Annotated in this window: 16 protein-coding genes; 7 read left to right on the plus strand and 9 right to left on the minus strand. The window is 61.9% G+C overall.

All coding sequences use genetic code 11. The features are described 5' to 3' along the window. From urtC to urtA, 3 genes are all read right to left on the minus strand, one after another. Positions 1-1,233, minus strand: coding sequence for an urea ABC transporter permease subunit UrtC (gene urtC, locus C8D77_RS25510; RefSeq protein WP_109669221.1), 1,233 nt, complete (start codon positions 1,231-1,233; stop codon positions 1-3). Continuing rightward, positions 1,230-2,846, minus strand: a complete 1,617-nt coding sequence (gene urtB, locus C8D77_RS25515) for an urea ABC transporter permease subunit UrtB (RefSeq protein WP_109669374.1) — start codon at positions 2,844-2,846, stop codon at positions 1,230-1,232. The genes urtC and urtB overlap by 4 nt, the downstream gene beginning before the upstream one ends. A 111-nt stretch (positions 2,847-2,957) precedes the next feature. Further along, a complete protein-coding gene (gene urtA / locus C8D77_RS25520) occupies positions 2,958-4,268 on the minus strand; it encodes an urea ABC transporter substrate-binding protein (RefSeq protein WP_109669224.1) in 1,311 nt (436 codons plus the stop codon). A 312-nt stretch (positions 4,269-4,580) separates the two neighbouring features. Between urtA and C8D77_RS25525 the strand changes: the two genes are divergently transcribed. After that, entirely contained in the window at positions 4,581-4,985 is a 405-nt protein-coding gene (locus C8D77_RS25525; protein ID WP_109669227.1) for a hypothetical protein, read from the plus strand. 63 nt (positions 4,986-5,048) lie between these two features. On the opposite strand, the gene C8D77_RS25530 is transcribed toward C8D77_RS25525, so the two are convergent. The 3 genes from C8D77_RS25530 to C8D77_RS25540 form a co-directional block, all read right to left on the minus strand. Then, complete coding sequence (locus C8D77_RS25530) at positions 5,049-6,620, minus strand: GMC family oxidoreductase (protein ID WP_109669229.1); 1,572 nt, start codon at positions 6,618-6,620, stop codon at positions 5,049-5,051. A gap of 46 nt (positions 6,621-6,666) precedes the next feature. Beyond that, positions 6,667-7,197, minus strand: a complete 531-nt coding sequence (locus tag C8D77_RS25535; protein WP_109669231.1) for a Twin-arginine translocation pathway signal — start codon at positions 7,195-7,197, stop codon at positions 6,667-6,669. A gap of 81 nt (positions 7,198-7,278) precedes the next feature. Further along, positions 7,279-7,674, minus strand: coding sequence for a VOC family protein (locus C8D77_RS25540; protein WP_109669234.1), 396 nt, complete (start codon positions 7,672-7,674; stop codon positions 7,279-7,281). Between the two features lie 229 nt (positions 7,675-7,903). On the opposite strand from C8D77_RS25540, the gene C8D77_RS25545 reads away from it, so the two are divergent. The 4 genes from C8D77_RS25545 to C8D77_RS25560 all read left to right on the plus strand — a co-directional run bounded on the left by C8D77_RS25545 (position 7,904) and on the right by C8D77_RS25560 (position 12,292). After that, complete coding sequence (locus C8D77_RS25545) at positions 7,904-8,209, plus strand: ribbon-helix-helix domain-containing protein (protein WP_109669237.1); 306 nt, start codon at positions 7,904-7,906, stop codon at positions 8,207-8,209. Positions 8,210-8,682: 473 nt separating this feature from the next. Then, positions 8,683-9,309 carry a gluconate 2-dehydrogenase subunit 3 family protein gene (locus tag C8D77_RS25550; protein ID WP_245462839.1) on the plus strand — a complete coding sequence of 209 codons (627 nt, stop codon included), beginning with the start codon at positions 8,683-8,685 and terminating at the stop codon, positions 9,307-9,309. Positions 9,310-9,311: 2 nt separating this feature from the next. After that, complete coding sequence (locus C8D77_RS25555) at positions 9,312-11,078, plus strand: GMC family oxidoreductase (protein ID WP_109669376.1); 1,767 nt, start codon at positions 9,312-9,314, stop codon at positions 11,076-11,078. Then, a complete protein-coding gene (locus tag C8D77_RS25560; protein WP_109669243.1) occupies positions 11,075-12,292 on the plus strand; it encodes a cytochrome c in 1,218 nt (405 codons plus the stop codon). Before C8D77_RS25555 ends, C8D77_RS25560 begins: the two co-directional genes overlap by 4 nt. A gap of 9 nt (positions 12,293-12,301) precedes the next feature. Here C8D77_RS25560 and C8D77_RS25565 read toward each other — a convergent pair whose 3' ends face one another. Then, positions 12,302-13,009, minus strand: a complete 708-nt coding sequence (locus tag C8D77_RS25565; protein ID WP_109669379.1) for a purine-nucleoside phosphorylase — start codon at positions 13,007-13,009, stop codon at positions 12,302-12,304. An 86-nt stretch (positions 13,010-13,095) separates the two neighbouring features. Further along, positions 13,096-15,669, minus strand: a complete 2,574-nt coding sequence (gene cckA / locus C8D77_RS25570; protein WP_109669246.1) for a cell cycle histidine kinase CckA — start codon at positions 15,667-15,669, stop codon at positions 13,096-13,098. Between the two features lie 223 nt (positions 15,670-15,892). On the opposite strand from cckA, the gene C8D77_RS25575 reads away from it, so the two are divergent. Further along, positions 15,893-16,645 (plus strand): flagellar biosynthetic protein FliO, encoded by a 753-nt coding sequence (locus C8D77_RS25575; protein ID WP_109669248.1) that lies wholly within the window; start codon positions 15,893-15,895, stop codon positions 16,643-16,645. Between the two features lie 201 nt (positions 16,646-16,846). Here the strand turns inward: C8D77_RS25575 and dksA are convergent, their stop codons facing one another. Further along, the gene (gene dksA, locus C8D77_RS25580) at positions 16,847-17,263 is read right to left on the minus strand and encodes an RNA polymerase-binding protein DksA (RefSeq protein ID WP_013531862.1); all 417 of its coding nucleotides are present in this window, start codon (positions 17,261-17,263) and stop codon (positions 16,847-16,849) included. Between the two features lie 334 nt (positions 17,264-17,597). Between dksA and C8D77_RS25585 the strand changes: the two genes are divergently transcribed. Then, positions 17,598-18,101 carry a SixA phosphatase family protein gene (locus C8D77_RS25585; protein WP_109669251.1) on the plus strand — a complete coding sequence of 168 codons (504 nt, stop codon included), beginning with the start codon at positions 17,598-17,600 and terminating at the stop codon, positions 18,099-18,101. Positions 18,102-18,125: the final 24 nt, after the last annotated feature.

The following is an 18,125-nucleotide window of genomic DNA, read 5'->3' on the forward strand; positions in this document are numbered from 1 at the left end:
TCACTCCGCCGGCTGCGGTTCGGGGCTGGATGCGGACCAGTCGCCGGGCTTTCTCGCCGCGCTGCGCACGATCTTCGCCGGCGGCTGGACGTCAGGGTCGGCGCCGGCTTCCTCGGCAATCGAGGCTGCTCGCAACGCTCTGGCGTTGCCGCGCCAGGAATCCCACATGCCGATGATGCCCTTGGGCAGCAAAAGCGTGACGGCGACGAACAGCCCACCCAAGGCAAACAGCCAGAATTCCGGCAGCACGCCGGTGAACCAGGACTTGCCGGCATTGACCAGCAACGCACCGATGATCGGCCCGACGATGGTGCCGCGCCCGCCGACGGCCGCCCATACCACGACTTCAATCGAATTGGCCGGCTCGAATTCGCCGGGGTTGATGATGCCGACCTGCGGCACGTAGAGCGCGCCGGCGATGCCGGCCATGACGGCCGAGACGGTGAAGGCGAACAGTTTTACGTTCTCCGCCCGCCAGCCAAGGAAGCGCGTGCGGCTCTCGGCATCGCGTACCGCCATCAAGAGCTTGCCGTATTTGGAGCCGACGATCGCCCAGGTGACGAAGACGGCGACCGCGAGCGTGACCGCACTGGCGGCAAACAGCGCCGAACGCGTCGCGTCGGCCTGCACGTTGAAGCCCAGAATATCCTTGAAATCGGTCAGGCCGTTGTTGCCGCCGAAACCCATATCGTTGCGGAAAAAGGCAAGCAGCAGCGCATAAGTCATCGCCTGGGTGATGATCGAGAGATAAACGCCGGTGACGCGGCTGCGGAAGGCGAACCAGCCGAAGACGAAAGCCAGCAGGCCAGGCACCGCCAGCACCATGAGGCCGGCAAACCAGAAATGGTCGAAGCCATACCAGAACCACGGCAATTCCTTGTAGTTCAGGAACACCATGAAGTCGGGCAGGATCGGGTTGCCATAGACGCCGCGCGAGCCGATCTGGCGCATCAGATACATGCCCATCGCATAACCGCCGAGCGCGAAGAAGGCGCCGTGGCCGAGCGAGAGAATGCCGCAATAGCCCCAGACAAGATCGAGCGCCAAGGCGAGCAGCGCATAGCAGAGATATTTGCCGGTCAGCGCGACGATGTAGGATGGCACATAGAAGGCGTTGGCCGGCGAAACGGCCAGGTTGAGCAGCGGCACGATGACGGCCACAGCCAACAGGATGAAGATCGTGATGGCGATGCGGCGGTCCGCACCCGCGGCGAAGAAGCGTCCCGTGATCATGCTTCCACCGCCCTGCCCTTGAGCGCGAACAGGCCGCGCGGGCGCTTCTGGATGAACAGGATGATCAGCACCAGCACGACGATCTTGCCGAGCACCGCGCCGGCATAGGGCTCGAGGAACTTGTTGACGATGCCGAGCGAGAAGGCGCCGACCAGCGTACCCCACAGATTGCCGACACCACCGAAGACGACGACCATGAAGCTGTCGATGATGTAGCCGCGGCCGAGATTGGGCGAGACATTGTCGATCTGGCTGAGCGCGACACCGGCAATGCCGGCAATGCCGGAGCCGAGCGCGAAGGTCAGCGCGTCGACCCATGGCGTCCTGATGCCCATGGAGGCGGCCATGCGCCGGTTGGCGGTGACGGCGCGCATTTGCAAGCCCCAGGGCGTACGCTTCATCACGTAGAGCAGCACCGCGAACACGGTGAGCGCGAAAACCAGGATCCATAGCCGGTTCCAGGTGATCGCAAGCTGCCCGACATTGAACGAGCCCGACATCCAGGAGGGGTTGCCGACCTCCTGGTTGGTCGGCCCGAAGATCGAGCGCACCGCTTGCTGCAGGATGAGCGAAACGCCCCATGTCGCCAGCAGTGTTTCCAGCGGCCGGCCATAAAGGAAACGGATGACGCCGCGCTCGATGATCAGGCCAACCAGGGCCGAGACGAGGAAAGCGAGCGGCAGCGCGATGACCAGCGACCAGTCGAATAGGTCCGGAAAGGACGTACGGATCACTTGCTGGACGACGAAGGTCGTGTAGGCGCCGAGCATAACCATCTCGCCATGCGCCATGTTGATGACGCCCATGACGCCGAAGGTGATGGCAAGGCCGATCGCCGCCAGCAGCAGCACCGAGCCCAGCGAAATGCCGTACCAGATGTTCTGACCGGCATCCCAGAAGGCCAGCGTCGAATTGATGTTGGCGATCGCGGCCGTGGCAGCTTCCTTGACTGCGTCCGTGGAATTCGCCTCGACCGAAGTCAGCAGCGAAACCGCATCGCGGTCGCCCCGCGCCCCGATCAGCGCGATGGCAGCAAGCTTGTCGGCTTCAGGCTGATCGGAGACCAGCACGGAGGCGGCACGAGCCTGTTCGAGCAGAGCCTTGACGCTGGCCACGCTCTCGCTGGCGATTGCCGTGTCGAGCGGCCCGATGTTTGCCGCATCAGGGGTCTTGAACATGGTATCGGCGGCGGCAATACGCACGGCCGGGTCCTTGGCGCCAAGCGTCAGCGTGCCCAACGCGTCGCGGATGACGCGGCGCAGCGTGTTGTTGACCTTGATCTTGGTGATGTCGTCCTTGGCGGCCTCGCCCGATGCCTCGCCGCTCAACGGGTTGGAAAGCTGGACGCTTTCGCCCGCTTCCTTGCCGGCAAACACCAGGGAATCGGCCTTGCGGACATAAAGGTTGCCGTCGGCGAGTGCCGCAAGCGGCCGTTCCACAGCCGGATCGCCGGTGGCCGCCAGTTCGTGGACGACGGCTCCGATCTCCGAAAAACCCTTGGCCGTCGCGAATTTGGCGATGATGCCGCGCAGATCGGCTTCGCTTGCGCCCGATGACGACAGCGTCGCCAGCAGGAACAACAGCGTCAGACCAATGGCGCGAAACAGGTTCATCGGCTCCAGGTGACCTTTGAAGAAGGTTGAATTGGGCGTCCGGACGGCGGAGGAAGCCGTCCGGACGCGCGCGGTCATGGGCATGGACCTGAAGGTCCAGCCCGGGGAGGATCAGTTTGTGCCCTTGCCGCCGCACTTGCCGGTGGCGACATTGAAGTTGCCGCAGGACAGAGGCGCGCGCCAATCGGAGATCAGGTCCTTGGAGTCAGGCAGATAGTCGGACCATTCGTCTCCCATCACCAAGCCTGGTGTGCGCGACACGGTTTCGAACTGGCCGTCGGCCTGGATTTCACCGATCAGCACCGGCTTGGTGATGTGGTGGTTCGGCATCATCGTCGAATAGCCGCCGGTCAGGTTCGGCACCGAGACACCGATCATGGCGTCGATGACCTTGTCCGGATCGGTGGTGCCGGCCTTCTCGACCGCCTTCACCCACATGTTGAAGCCGATATAGTGGGCTTCCATCGGGTCGTTGGTGGTGCGCTTGTCGTTCTTGATGAACTTGTGCCAGTCGGCGATGAACTTTTTGTTTTCGGGCGTGTCGACGCTCTCAAAGTAATTCCAGGCGGCGAGATGGCCAACCAGCGGCGCGGTGTCGAGACCGGCAAGCTCTTCCTCGCCGACCGAGAATGCCATGACCGGGATGTCCTCGGCCTTGATGCCCTGGTTGCCGAGTTCCTTGTAGAACGGCACGTTGGCGTCGCCGTTGACGGTCGAGACGACGGCGGTCTTCTTGCCGGCCGAACCGAACTTCTTGATCGCCGAAACCTCGGTCTGCCAGTCGGAGAAGCCGAACGGCGTGTAATTGACCATGATGTCTTCCGCCGCCACGCCCTTTGCCTTCAGATAGGCTTCGAGGATCTTGTTGGTGGTGCGCGGATAGACGTAGTCGGTGCCTTCCAGCACCCAGCGCTTCACCGAACCGCCATCCTCGCTCATGAGATAGTCGACGGCCGGGATGGCCTGCTGGTTCGGCGCCGCACCCGTGTAGAACACGTTGCGCTCGCTCTCCTCGCCCTCATACTGGACGGGATAAAACAGGATGTTGTCGAGTTCGGAGAACACCGGGAGAACCGACTTGCGCGACACCGAGGTCCAGCAGCCGAACACCGCCGCGACCTTGTCCTTGGAGATCAGCTCGCGCGCCTTTTCGGCAAACAGCGGCCAGTTGGAAGCCGGATCGACGACCACCGCCTCGAGCTTCTTGCCGAGCAGGCCGCCCTTGGCGTTCTGCTCGTCGATGAGCATCAGCATGGCGTCCTTCAGCGTCGTCTCCGAAATCGCCATGGTCCCCGACAGCGAATGGAGAATGCCGACCTTGATCGTGTCGTCGGCAGCCTTGGCGGGAGCGGACATCAACAGGCCGGCGGCAACCACGCTCGCCGAAAACATTCTTGTTATGGTCGAGAAATTACCCCTCATATTACAGACTCCCAAGCTGGTTGATTGCACCGCAACACTACAATGCAACCCCCATGCCAATCGCTTGGCGACGCCAATGGAGACCAATAAATCCAGAATTATCAGTGTCTTGAAATATTAAGCTTATAAAAACAAAGAGAACCGGTTAAAAATTGATTGAGAGAAATTTGCGCAACGCACGCGACAGATGCCTAATTTTCGCCCACCTCTGCTAGATGCCTAGATTTTGATCTTCGCAGGTGGATCACCGACGACCGATATTGCGGCGCGGTGCAAAAATGGGGCAAGCTCGCTCCTCAAACGAGCGACGTCATGGCTTCAGGCATTTCACGCATCCTTATCGGCATACTGCTTCTGGCGGCAGCAACCGGGACCGCACGAGCCGATTTCAGCGATGGCAAGATGCCCGACGGTATCTATCACTGCGAGGTCTACCTGCTCGGCATGTTCCTCAGCCTCGGCGACATCACCATCAAGGGGAACGTCTACAGCGGCCCAATTTATACCGGCCTCGGCACCGCGCAGCAGGGGTACAACTATCAAATGGATGCAAACGGCGTGATCTCCTGGTTGGGACCGCTGGGCGGCTATACCGCCGGCGGCAACTCGCTGTCGCTGACCCAGGCAACGCTGGACGGCCAGAGCACGCCCTCCTTCGACATCATCATGAAGCAACCCGACGGCGCCTTCACCGCCTCGACCTGCACCAGGCAATGAGGCTGCAAGAAAAGGCGCGGAACCTTGTGGGTTCCGCGCCAGCAGGCAGTCGGGAGGATGTGACTAGATCGTCTTGGCCGACATCTGCGCGGCGATGTAGCCGGCCTGGCGGATCGCCAGCGACACGATCGTCAGGGTCGGGTTTTCGGCGGCTCCGGTCGTGAACTGGCTGCCATCCGACACGAACAGGTTCTTGATGTCGTGCGCCTGGCCGTGCTTGTTGACGACGCCGTCGGCCGCCTTCTCGCTCATCCGGTTGGTGCCGAGATTGTGGGTCGACGGATAGGGCGGCGTCGGGAAGGTGCGCGTGGCACCAACCGCAGCATAGAGCGCCGTGGCCTGCTTGTAGGCGTGGTTGCGCATCGCTGTGTCGTTCGGATGATCGTCGAAATGCACGTCGGCGATCGGCATGCCGTGCGCGTCCTTCTCGTCGGCATGCAGCGTGATGCGATTCTCCGCGCGCGGCATGTCCTCGCCGACAATCCACAGGCCGGCCATGTGGTCGTAGTGGTCGAGTGCGGTGGTGAACGAGCGGCCCCAGGCGCCGGGATCGAGGAAGGCCGCCATGAACGGCAGACCCAGTGACAGCGTCTCGAACTCGTAGCCGCCGACGAAACCACGTGACGGATCATGGCGCGCCTCGTCGCGGATGATGCCGGCCATGGTGGTGCCGCGATACATGTGCACCGGTTTGTCGAAGATGGCATAGACCGAGCCGGTGGTGTGGCGCATGTAGTTCTTGCCCACCTGCCCCGACGAGTTGGCAAGACCGTCAGGGAATTTGCCCGATGCCGAATTGAGCAGCAGCCTTGGGCTCTCGATCGAATTTCCCGCGACGGCGACGATGCGCGCCTTCTGCTCCTGGAGCTTGCCGTCCTTGTCGGCATAGACGACGCCGGTCACCTTTCCGCTAGCATCATGGTTGATCTTGATCGCCATGGCGTTCGGCCTGACTTCGAGATGGCCCGTCGCCTCGCCCTTGGGTATCTCGGTGTAGAGCGTCGACCATTTGGCGCCCCATTTGCAGCCCTGGAAGCAGAAGCCGGTCTGCTGGCAGGAATTACGATCGTCGCGCTCGACCGAATTGATCGCCATATTGCCGGTGTGGCATTCCTTGTAGCCGAGCTTGTCTGCGCCGGCCTTCAGCACCTTGAAATTGTTGTTGCCCGGCAGCCGCGGCCAGTCATTGGTGCCGGTGACGCCCATCTTGGCTTCGGCCTTGGCGTAGTAGGGTTCCATCTCGGCGAGCGTGATCGGCCAGTCGAGCAAATTGGCGCCTTCCAGTTTGCCGTAGGTCGACAGTGTCTTGAACTCATGCTCCTGGAAGCGCAGCGAGGCTCCCGCCCAATGCGTCGTCGAACCGCCGACCGACTTGACGATCCAGGCCGGCAGGTTCGGAAAATCCTTGGCCACACGCCAGTCACCGGAGGTGGTGCGCTTGTCCGTCCAGGCGAGCTGGGCGAACGAGCCCCACTCGTCATTGATGAAATCCTCATATTCGTGGCGCGCGCCGGCTTCCAGGATGACGACGTCGACACCCTTCTGGGCGAGTTCGTTGCCGAGCGTGCCGCCGCCGGCGCCCGAACCGATGATGACGACCACGCCGTCGTTGTTCAGATCAAATGAAGCTGCCATGGTTTCCTCCCATGATTTCTGTTTGCGGGTTCAGGAACGACGGGGCTCAGAGCCACTCTATGTCGTTGAAACCGCGCGCGATGTAGCCGCCCTTGGAATAGGACTCGCCCTCGTAACCGAAGATCGGCCACACCTCTTTCTGGTTGTAGAGGCTGACGACGAGGCCGCCACGGATGGCCTGGAAGAACGGCGTCGCCTCGATCTGCTTCAGCACGCCGACGCGCTGGTCCTCCCAGCCGAGGCCGCGGTAGCCGCCGTCACCGGACTTCTTGTCGAGGTCGGCGATGCCGTCTTCGATCATCGCCTTGTAGGCGGCGTCCTTGCCGGCCTGCTCGTCATGGCCTTTCACGGCAATGGCGTAATATTTGTCGGGAACCTGATCGTGCGGATAGATGTCGCGCGCCATCTGGATCAGCGTCGCCATGGTTTCGGGCTTGAGTGCCGATGTCTCGAGCCCCCATGCATGTTCGGGACTGATGACGGCACTGCCAGAGATGACGAGCAGCGCGCCGATGCCACCGCGTTTGAGAAGCTCGCGACGTGAAAGCCCGGGCTTCGCGTCATAGATCGTGACCATTTTATTCCTCCCTGCTTGCTATGTGCACTCTTGAAAGTGCCGTTGCTGGCGCCGCACCTGCCGGTGCGGTTGCTATGTCCCCTATTGGAAGCGACCTCCGCGTTGCAGAACTTCGATCTTGTAGCCGTCCGGATCCTCGATGAAGAAAAAGCGGGCGATCAGCGCCCCGTCGCGGTTGAACTCGACGATCTTCTTCGGGTTGAGGCCTAGCGCGCCGAGACGGTCATGTTCGCTGTCGAGATCGGCGACCGAGACCGCCAGGTGACCGTAGCCGTCGCCGAGCCCGTAGGGGCCCTGCCGATCCTTGTTCACGGTCAGTTCGAGTTCGAACCCTGTCTCGGCATTGCTGAGGTAAACAAGCGTGAATGTCTCGAAGTCCAGCCTGTCGCCGACATCGAGCCCGAAGGCATTTCTGTAGAAATCGACGGATCGGGCCTCGTCGAGAACCCGGATCATGGAATGGATCGCTTTTGCCAAATCAGTCTCCGTCCTAATGTGTGGAAACGATTATGGGCAGCGCGGAAAAAAGGTGGTGGCAGCCGGTTACCACGCTCAAGACCCGTGAATTGCCCTGCTTCGGCGACGGGGACGAAAGTCCGATTGCCGTTCCGCCAATTTTGCCCGACAATGCATGTGGGGACAGGTTGAGCAGTGTCAGGCTGCACGCCCGTCCACCCAAGACCAACAATCATGGGAGGTTTGTCGGATGTGCAGGGTGTTTGCGGGCCAGGATCCCGAAGGCTATCGCCAGATCAACCGGTCGATTCGCATCGACGGCCACTCGACCAGCATCCAGCTTGAAGCGACATTCTGGGCTTTGCTGGACGAAATCGCCGAAAACCAGGGTTTGACGACGCCAAAATTCATCTCGAAGCTTTATGACGAAGCCATCGAGATCAACGGCGCCATTCCGAACTTCGCGTCGATGCTGCGCACCACCTGCGCGCTCTACCTGCGCGGCCACCGGCCGGGCATGGAAGAGCAGATGGTGCCGAAGCGCGAAGCCGCCTAGCTCTAACTGTTGACCGCGACCTCGAACGCCAGCCGGTCAAGGACCGGTCCCTGATTCATGCCTGATGGCACGACTCTGTTTCTATCGGTCCAGCATCCGGGCAGGTAGGTCGGATGCTTCGCGGGATCATGGCCCGACTTCCCAGACAGCCATCGGGCTTCAACAACACAATCAGACCTGATTGGCAGTAGACGAACCATCGCTAACGATTTTGTGATGTGGTTGACGAGGTCATTTTCATCTCGCAGTCTACCAACATTCGATCTGCGACTTAACCTAACTACCTTTGTCATGATTACTTGGGCGTCACTTCCCGAGCGCGTCCTCTTATTTTCGAGATTCCTAATATGGACCATCGCAATCCTGTTCGAATGAATCGGCGTCTTTTCCTGTCCTCAGTCGCAATATTTACCGCAACCGCGACATCGGCCGGTTTTGCGCGGTCGTTCTCGGGCACTCTGCCCTGGACGCCAATGGCATCCGATCCACCAACGCAGGTCGTGGCCGGTGGCTGGCATTTTTTCTCAGCCCAGGAAGCAGCCCTTGTCGAGGCGATCGTCGACCGCATCATTCCTGCCGACGAGCTCAGCATGGGCGGCAAGGAAGCCGGTTGCGCCGTCTATATCGACAGCCAGTTGATGGGGGCGTACGGAGCCTCGAGCCGGCTCTACACACAAGGGCCGTTTTTGCCCGGACTGCCCACGCAGGGCTATCAGGGCGAGGCCAATCCGGCGCAACGTTACCGCGCCGGGCTTGCGGCCATCGACGCCTTCCTGAAACAGCGGGATGGCAAGACGTTCGTCGAGCTTGCACGGGCCGAACAGGATGCCTTCCTGACGGCCATGGAGGCTGGGAAAGTCGACCTGCCGAATGGCGTCAAGGGTCCGGCGTTCTTCGGGCTGCTGCTGCAGAACACCATGGAAGGGTTCTTTGCCGATCCTGTCTATGGCGGCAACAAGGACATGGTGTCGTGGCGCATGCTCGGTTTTCCCGGTGCCCGCTACGACTACCGGGACCATGTCAGCAAACACAATCAGCCATACCCGCAGCCGCCTGTCTCGATTATCGGGCGTCCCGAATGGCTCGGGAAAGGCGCCTGATCATGACCAAGATACTGCCTCGCAAAGACGTCGTGATCGTCGGTCTCGGTTGGACGGGATCCATTCTTGCCCATGAATTGACCGATCAGGGCCTGGACGTGCTGGCCATCGAGCGTGGTCCCTGGCGCGACACGGCAACCGATTTCAACATCGGTTATGCGCAGGATGAGTTGCGCTACAGCGTGCGGCGCGACCTCTTCCTGCAGCCGACCGTGGAAACCATGACGGTGCGCAACGACCCGTCGCAGACGGCGCTGCCGATGCGCGATTTCGGCTCCTTTCTACCCGGCAACGGCGTCGGCGGCGCGGGTGTTCACTGGAACGGCCACACTTGGCGGTTCTGGGATTCCGACTTTCAGATAAAGACCAATCTGACTAAGAAATACGGCGCGTCGAGAATCGCCGATCTCCAGGTCGAGGACTGGGGCGTGACCGGCACGGAGATGGAGCCCTATTACGACCGCTTCGAATATCTGGCGGGAATCTCGGGCAAGGCCGGCAACATCAAGGGTGAGTTGCAGGAAGGCGGCAATCCGTTCGAGGACCCGAGGTCACGGGATTATCCGAACCCGCCTATGCAGATGACCTACGCGCCGACCCTGTTTGCCGAGGTCGGCCGGTCGATCGGACTGCACCCCTTCCCCACCCCATCCGCCAACATGTCACGCGCCTACGTCAACCCGCTCGGCATCGCCATGGGTCAATGCACCTATTGCGGGTTCTGCGAACGGTTTGGCTGCGCCAACTATTCCAAGTCGAGCGCCCAGACCACCATCCTTCCCGTGCTGATGAAGAAGTCCAATTTCGAAGTCCGGACCGACAGCGAGGTGCTGCATGTCGATCTGGCCCCCGGAGGCAAGTCGGCGCGCGGCGTGACCTATGTCGACACATCGGGTCAGGAATACTTCCAACCCGCCGATCTCGTGCTCCTGTGCGCCTACGGCCTGCACAATGCCCGGCTGATGATGCTATCCGGCATCGGAAAGATCTACGACCCCACCAGCGGGGAAGGAACGGTCGGGCGCAACTACTGCTACCAGACCAATGCCGGCGTGCAGGTGTTCTTCGACGACAAGAACTTCAATCCGTTCATCGCTGCGGGCGCGCTCGGCCAGACGATCGACGACTACAATGGTGATGCTTTCGATCATGGCGCCCTGGATTTCGTCGGCGGCGCAGGCATCAACTGCATACCGACCAACGGGCGTCCGATCGGAACCAGGCCGACCCTGCCCGGCACACCGAAATGGGGCAGCGCCTGGAAGAAGGCGACCGTCGAGGGCTACAAGAGCACGCTTGGCTACTCGTCCCAGGGAAGCAGCTACGCGACGCGCAACAATTACCTCGATCTCGACCCGACCTACAAAGATCGTTTCGGCCGGCCGCTGATGCGCATGACGTTCGATTTTCCCGACAACGACATCCGGATGTCGAACTATCTATGCGACCGGATGGAGGAGATCGCCAAGGCGCTCGGTGGCAAGCAATACACCGTCAGCCGCCGCAAGAAGGGCTGGGACAGCGTCCCCTACCAGAGCACCCACAATACGGGCGGCGCCATCATGGGAACGGACCCCAGGAGAAGCGCGGTCAACACGTTTCTGCAGAGCTGGGACGTCCCCAACGTCTTCGTCATCGGCGCTTCGGCCTTCCCGCAGAACGCCGGCAAGAACCCGACGGGAACAGTCGGCGCGCTCGCCTTCCGTGCCGCCGATGCCATTCGCAATCAATATCTGCGCAATCCGGGTGCACCCCTGGTGCAAGCATGAAGAAGCTCGTTTTCACGCTCGTCATCGGCGCCTTGGCGCTCGCCATCGCTCCAGCATGGAGTGCCGACCAGGCGGACCAGATCATACGCGGACAGTATCAGGCCGTGCTCGGCGACTGCGCAGGCTGTCATACCCAGGCCGGAGGCAAACCGCTGGCCGGCGGCCTGCCACTCGAAACGCCGTTCGGCGCGCTTGTGCCACCCAACATAACCCCGGACGGCGAGACGGGCATCGGCAATTGGTCGGAAGCCGATTTCCGTAACATGATGAAGTCCGGCATCGGCCACAATGGCGTGCGGCTTTACCCCGCAATGCCTTACCCCGCCTATACCAGGATGAACGATAGCGATATCGCCGACCTGTGGGCCTATCTGACATCTGTTGAACCGGTATCGAACAAGGTCGAGGCCAATCAGCTGCCGTTCCCGTTGAACATCCGGCTGGCGATGCTGGGCTGGAACGCACTCAACTTCACCGAAGCAAGCTTTCAGCCGGATTCCTCCAAATCGGCGGAGTGGAACCGCGGTGCCTATATCGTCCAGGGATCCGGACACTGCGGCACCTGTCACACGCCCAAATCCTTTCTTGGAGCGGACAAAGATAGCGAATTCCTGCAAGGCGCCTCCCTGCAAGGCTGGTTTGCCCCTGACATCACCAACAATGCGCAATCGGGCTTGGGCAAATGGTCGGAAGAGGACCTGGTCAAATACCTCAAGACCGGCGTCAACGCGCATTCGATTGCCTCAGGTCCAATGGCGGAAGCCATCGAAAATTCCACGTCGAAAATGACCGATCCGGATCTGAAGGCGGTAGCCGTTTATCTCAAGAGCTTGGGCTCGGACGCCGGCAACACCCAACCGGCAAAGCCTGACGAGACACGGATGGCCACGGGCGAGGCAGTCTACCGTGACAATTGTTCGGCCTGTCATGGTGGGGATGGCGCCGGGGCGGGCGTGCTTTTCCCTTCCCTTGCCGGCAACTCGATCGTCGCCCAGGGCAGTTCCGAAACGCTGGCCAGGCTCGTCCTCGCCGGCAGCCAGGCCGTGCATACGGCGGACGCGCCAACGACGCCTGCCATGCCCTCCCTGGCCTGGCGCCTGAAAGACCAGGAAATCGCCGACGTCTTGACCTATGTGCGCGCCAGTTGGGGCAACGCGGCTGCGGCGGTCTCATCCGACGATGTGGCTGCCGTACGCAAGGGACTGACCCAGTAGACCCGTATTCTAGCTCTCTGCTGCGACAGCGAGCGCCAGGCGGCTCATGTCGGTGAAAAGCGCCTGGCGTTCGGAATAACCGGTCAGTTCACCGGTCTCGATGTGGTCGACCACGACGCACATCGACAGCGCACGAGCTCCGAAATGCGCGGCGATGCGATAGAGTGCGCTGGTTTCCATATCGACGACCAGGGCTCCGGCCGCCTGCGCATCGGCAAAACGGCCGCGTCCTTCAGGGTGATAGAAGATGTCGCTGCAAACCGTCAGGCCGGCACAATGGTCGATGCCAAGTTCGGCTGCCTTGGCCAGCGCACAGGCGAGAAGTGCGGGATCCGGGCCGGCGGGTCCATAAAGGCCGAAAACCTGACCGCTCTGGGCGCTCTCCGCCTGTGCCGATTGCGAGATGACAAGGCTGCGCAGTTTTGCCTTGGCGGTCAGGCTGCCGCAGGTGCCGGTGCGGATCAACGTTCGCGCACCAAAATGCTCCAGCAATTCATGCGCATAGATCAGAAACGATGAAACGCCGATGCCCGTCGCCTGAATGCTGACAGGTTTGCCGCCAAACAGCCCGGTAAAGCCAAGCGCGCCACGTCGGCGATTGATGCAGCGCGGCGCTTCCAGAAAGGTTTCCGCCATCCACTCAGCGCGCTGCGGATCACCCGGCAACAACACTGTGTCGGCGTAGTCGCACTTGTCCGCTTCGTTGTGTGGCGTCACCAGCTGCTCCCCCGAGCCCGCCTGCCGTTTCACCCGCAATCATGGCGTTGTAGCGGCGCAGCGCAAGGAAAGAACTGAAGGAGGTTCTAGGACTCCAGCACATCCTTGACGATCGTCGCCAGTTGCTTGAGCGAGAACGGCTTTGGCAGGAAGCCGAAATGCGCGTCGGCCGGCAGGTTTCTGGCGAATGCGTCCTCGGCATAGCCGGACACGAAGACGAACTTGATGTCCGGCTGGCGCTTGCGCAACTCACCAAGCAGCGTCGGTCCGTCCATTTCCGGCATCACCACGTCGGAAACGACGATGTCGACCTTGCCGCCCAGCGCCTCGAACACTTCCAGCGCCTCCACGCCTGACGACGCCTCGTGCACGGTGTAGCCGCGCGAGGTCAGCGCCCGCATACCGCCCATGCGCACGGCATCCTCGTCTTCGACGAGCAGCACCGTGGCCGAGCCCGACAGATCCTTGGCCGCATCGGCGATCTTTGCCGGGGCCGCCGGCACATCGCCGGGCTCGCCTGCTTTTTTCGCTTCCGCAATATGACGCGGCAGGAAAATGCGGAAAGTCGAGCCTTTGCCGACTTCGGAATCGCAGAAGATGAAGCCGCCGGTCTGCTTGATGATGCCGTAGACCATCGACAGGCCAAGGCCGGTGCCCTTGCCGACCTCCTTGGTGGTGAAGAAGGGTTCGAAAATCTTCTTCAGCACGTCGGGCGCGATACCGCTGCCGGTGTCCTCGACTTCGACCACGACATAGTCCGCCGGGGCGAGTTCGCGATAGGAAAAGGCCTTGCACTCCTCGGCGGTCACGTTGCGGGTGCGCACGGTGAGATCGCCACCCGCCGGCATTGCGTCGCGCGCGTTGACCGCAAGGTTGACCACCACCTGCTCGAACTGCCCGATATCGACCTTGACTGGCCACAGGTCGCGGCCATGGTCGACCTTGAGCTTGATGTCATTGCCGACCAGGCGGGCCAGAAGCATCCTCAGATCGGCGAGCACGTCGGTCAGGTTGAGCACTTCCGGCCGCAAAGTCTGCTTGCGCGAGAAGGCGAGCAGTTGCCGCACCAGCGAAGCCGCCCGGTTGGCATTCTGCTTGATGTTCATGATGTCGGGGAAGGACGGGTCCGACGGACGGTGGTTGGTCAACAAAAGGTCGGACGCCATGATGATGGCGGTCAGCACATTGTTGAAATCGTGCGCGATGCCGCCGGCAAGCTGGCCGACCGCCTGCATCTTCTGGCTTTGCGCCATCTGCCCTTCGAGCGCCTTCTGCTCCGTCGTCTCGACAGCGTAGACGATGGCCGACTCCTCGGCGCCCTCGCCGCCGGTGCCGTCGGCGACCGCGTTGACGTAGAAACGGATGTGCCGCTCGTCGTTGCCGGGCAGAAGCGTGTCTATCGGCTCGATGTCGGCCTGCCGCTGCTGCGCTTTTTCAAAGGCAGCCGCAAAGGCCGGCCGGTCGCGTTCATGGATCACCGTGTCGAGCCGCACACGGCGATCGACGGCATCGCGATCGACGACGGATGAAAACAGCGACAGGAACGGCGCATTGGTGCGCAAGATGCGCCCGTTGTGGTCGACGCCGGCTATCGCCATCGGTGTCGAGTTGAAGAAGCGGGTGAAGCGCACTTCCGAGGCCCGCAAATCGGCCGAGGAGTCCTCGCCTTGCGTGCGGTTGAGCACGATCGTGCGCGTCGGCCCATTGAGGCCTTCGCGGCTGGCCGAAACACGATGCATGAACCGCACCGGCAGCGCCTCGCCCGTCATCGTCGTCAAGTCGAGATCGATCACCGCGTTGCGTGTCGTGCCGGGGTCAGCCTTGACCGAGCGGACCAGCGCCATGCCGTCGCCGGCCACGATCTCTGCCAGGGAGACGGCACCGGGCGTGAAGCTGGTGAGGTCGATGCCCAGCCATTCGGCAAGCGTGGCGTTGATGTAGGTGACGCGGCCCTCCTGGTCGGCCGAAAAGAAGCCGGCCGGCGCGTGGTCGAGGTGATCGATCGCCTTCTGCAAATCGAGGAAGAAACGCTCCTGCTCGGCCCGCTCCTGCGAGATGTCGGCTAGTTGCCAGGCCAGCATCGGCAGCCGCTGGCCCGGAACGCTGAAGGTGCGCGCCCGCGCCCTGTACCAGCGGGCGCCTGGCTCGGCGCCGGGCCGAATGGATTGCGCGAGCCGAAATTCACCGTCGCCCGGCTGGGCGTCGCGCAGGCCCGACGCCAGGCGATAGATCGTCACCGAGGCTTCAGGGACATCCGAGAGCAACCCCTCGACCGTCTTCAGGTCGGCCGCCGACGACGCTCCGGTCATGTCGGCATAGGCGCGGTTGGCGTAAACGACACGGCCTTTGGTGTCGGTGACGAGAAGCCCCTGCGACATCGAATCGACGAAGGATTTCGACAGTTCGTCGCCCGTCGAACGTGGCGTGACCTGCACGAAGCCGATCGCTGTGGCAAACAGGAAGCCAACGCCGATCATCGCCAGCACGCCGAGCATGCCGAGTAGAAAAGGATCCCCGAGGCGCTCGCGGAACAGACCGAAAACGATCGCCGCCCCCGTCAGAACGACGATGAAAATGATAAGCCGGGTGACCGCGCCCGGTCGCGTATTCTGGTCGACGATCGGTACCGGATAGAAATCGCCGCGCGCTTCCTTGGCCATATGCCCCCTGCTCGTGAATTCCGGTGTTCCGACACCCGCCCGTACCGGGTTGAATCACATTCTCCTAGTCCGGAAAAGGCCTGGGCGGCAAATGTCAGATAAAAATGATGGTCTTGCGGCCTTCGGAGTTTTCTAGCTGTTCACCAGCGTGAAAGGCAACTTGCGGTGGCCCGCCGCAACGGTCTAGTGTCGCATCACTTCCAAGGGCAATCAGGGGTAACCAATGCAATGGCTGGATAGCGTGGCGGGCCCTGGTTATGCCGCAGCACTGTTGTGGACGTTTGCAGCACTTGTCCTGCTGGTCATCGTTCTCGTCATCATCAAGCTGGTGCGCAATCTGACGTTCGGAACCTTTGTTGCCGGCGGCCGCAACCGCAAGACGCGGCTGGCCGTCATGGATGCCACCGCCGTCGACAGCCATCGCCGGCTGGTGCTGGTGCGCCGCGATGACATCGAGCACCTGCTTTTGATCGGCGGCCCGACCGACGTCGTCGTCGAGCGCGATATCCGTCTTTCGGCACTACGCCGTCCGGCATTGACCGGAGACGGCGGCTTGCAGCCGGTCCCGGCCACTGCGGCCCCGGCAGCAGCAAGGCCGCGTCCGCCGCAACCCGCTCCGCCGCCTGCAAGACAGGCACCCGCATCGCAGCCGGTGAACACCGCGCCACCCGCCCGCCCGCGCCAAATAGCGCCGGCACCTGCACCCGCGCCAAAGCCGGCGGTGCAAAGCTACCAGCCGACCAATATCACGCCGCTGCCCGCCTATGGCTCGGCCAATGCCAATGTCGTCCGGCACGCGCCACCGCCTCCACCTGTGCAGGACAGCATCGACGACACGCTGATGAGGGAACTCGAAGTGTCGCTCGACCAGCCCCGTTCGGGCGGCCCGGTGGGCAAACCGGTGGCGAAGGCGCCGCAGTCGCTCGACGATGAAATGACCAAACTTCTCGGCGAGCTCTCCAGCCAGAAGAGATGAGCGGCTGCTGAGTCGCTACTCCACGCGAAAATCGTAACCGGTTTGGCTGCCGAACCACCTCGGAAGGCCCATACGTCAAGGGCTTGTGGATTTCGTGCGCCTGAACGGTGGATGCCGCGCCAATAGAAATGGCCGGAAAACCGGCCATTTCAAAATCAACGTCGCTCATGACGGCTGGTCGTGCGCCGCCGGCCCTGGTCTTTAGTCGTCGCGGTAGACTTTTTCGCGGCGCTCATGCCGCTCCTGCGCCTCGATCGACAACGTCGCGATCGGACGCGCATCGAGCCGCTTCAGCGCGATGGGCTCGCCGGTTTCCTCGCAATAGCCGTAGGTGCCTTCGTCGATGCGCTGCAGAGCGGAATCGATCTTTGCAATGAGCTTTCGCTGACGATCGCGGGCCCTGAGTTCGATGGCGCGATCGGTTTCCGAAGAGGCGCGATCAGCCAGATCGGGGTGGTTGGCGTTTTCTTGCTGCAGGATTTCCAGTGTTTCGCGCGCTTCGCGCAGTATGTCATTCTTCCAGGTGACGAGCTTTGAGCGGAAGTAGGATTTCTGCCGCTCGTTCATGAACGGCTCGTCTTCGGAGGGTACGTAATCGGCGGTAACGATGTCGTTCATTCGACTCACCCAAACTGCCCCAAATTTCGCGCCTATATATTCGTCGCCCGACGCCTGCACAAGCGCAATCGGCCGCTGTCTCACGCAATTGTTAATGTGCACCGGCGCGCGCCTTTGCAGCAGCATACGGTCGCTTTGGTACCAAACTACGCTGCGACACTTTCGATCCGACGAAACATGCTTTCCGAAGATCGACCGTGATCTTCGGGCCGATGCACAGGCGCCTTTTGCGGCGCCGCAGCATGGTGATTCGCTGTGTTCGAAGAACACGGGCCATTGTGCGCGACGCCGTTCTCGTGGCTAATCCTGGAAGGCTTCGGCATTCGGAGGTTGGGTGAGCAGGCTTTATCTGTTGCGACATGCCAAGGCTGGCTGGGCGCTGCCCGGCGTACGCGATTTCGATCGCCCGCTCGATGCATCCGGCCGCGCCGATGCCGAAAGGATGGGCGCCGCCATGCGCTCCCGCTGCTATGTTCCGGACCTGACGCTGTGCTCCAATGCCAAACGCGCCAAGGAGACGCTGGAAGGCCTGGCCGGCCAGACCGACACCGGTCGGGTCCTGTTCTTCGACACGCTCTACAGCGCGGACGCGGCCGGTTACCTCCACCTTATCAGGGACAATGGCGGGGCGGGTTCATTGCTGGTCATCGGCCACAACCCGATGACGGAAGATCTCGCTATGGCAGTTTTGGGCGACGGCGACGAGACGGCGCGGGCCACGCTCAACCACGGGTTCCCGACCTCGGGCCTGGCGGTCGTCCGCTTCGACGATGACCTCGCAAAAGCCGCCCAGGGCACCGGCTATCTCGAAGCGTTCCTGACGCCGACCGATCTCTGAAGCCATTTCAAAGCCCTGATAGAG

Origin of the sequence: Mesorhizobium loti, assembly GCF_003148495.1 — a bacterium.
GTDB lineage: Bacteria > Pseudomonadota > Alphaproteobacteria > Rhizobiales > Rhizobiaceae > Mesorhizobium > Mesorhizobium loti.

Excerpts from the sequence above, each read along its gene's own strand:
- urtC (WP_109669221.1), bottom strand. The coding sequence starts at position 1,233 with ATGATCACGGGACGCTTCTTCGCCGCGGGTGCGGACCGCCGCATCGCC.
- urtB (WP_109669374.1), bottom strand. The coding sequence starts at position 2,846 with ATGAACCTGTTTCGCGCCATTGGTCTGACGCTGTTGTTCCTGCTGGCG.
- urtA (WP_109669224.1), bottom strand. The coding sequence starts at position 4,268 with ATGAGGGGTAATTTCTCGACCATAACAAGAATGTTTTCGGCGAGCGTG.
- C8D77_RS25525 (WP_109669227.1), top strand. The coding sequence starts at position 4,581 with ATGGCTTCAGGCATTTCACGCATCCTTATCGGCATACTGCTTCTGGCG.
- C8D77_RS25530 (WP_109669229.1), bottom strand. The coding sequence starts at position 6,620 with ATGGCAGCTTCATTTGATCTGAACAACGACGGCGTGGTCGTCATCATC.
- C8D77_RS25535 (WP_109669231.1), bottom strand. The coding sequence starts at position 7,197 with ATGGTCACGATCTATGACGCGAAGCCCGGGCTTTCACGTCGCGAGCTT.
- C8D77_RS25545 (WP_109669237.1), top strand. The coding sequence starts at position 7,904 with ATGTGCAGGGTGTTTGCGGGCCAGGATCCCGAAGGCTATCGCCAGATC.
- C8D77_RS25550 (WP_245462839.1), top strand. The coding sequence starts at position 8,683 with ATGGCATCCGATCCACCAACGCAGGTCGTGGCCGGTGGCTGGCATTTT.
- C8D77_RS25555 (WP_109669376.1), top strand. The coding sequence starts at position 9,312 with ATGACCAAGATACTGCCTCGCAAAGACGTCGTGATCGTCGGTCTCGGT.
- C8D77_RS25560 (WP_109669243.1), top strand. The coding sequence starts at position 11,075 with ATGAAGAAGCTCGTTTTCACGCTCGTCATCGGCGCCTTGGCGCTCGCC.
- cckA (WP_109669246.1), bottom strand. The coding sequence starts at position 15,669 with ATGGCCAAGGAAGCGCGCGGCGATTTCTATCCGGTACCGATCGTCGAC.
- C8D77_RS25575 (WP_109669248.1), top strand. The coding sequence starts at position 15,893 with ATGCAATGGCTGGATAGCGTGGCGGGCCCTGGTTATGCCGCAGCACTG.
- dksA (WP_013531862.1), bottom strand. The coding sequence starts at position 17,263 with ATGAACGACATCGTTACCGCCGATTACGTACCCTCCGAAGACGAGCCG.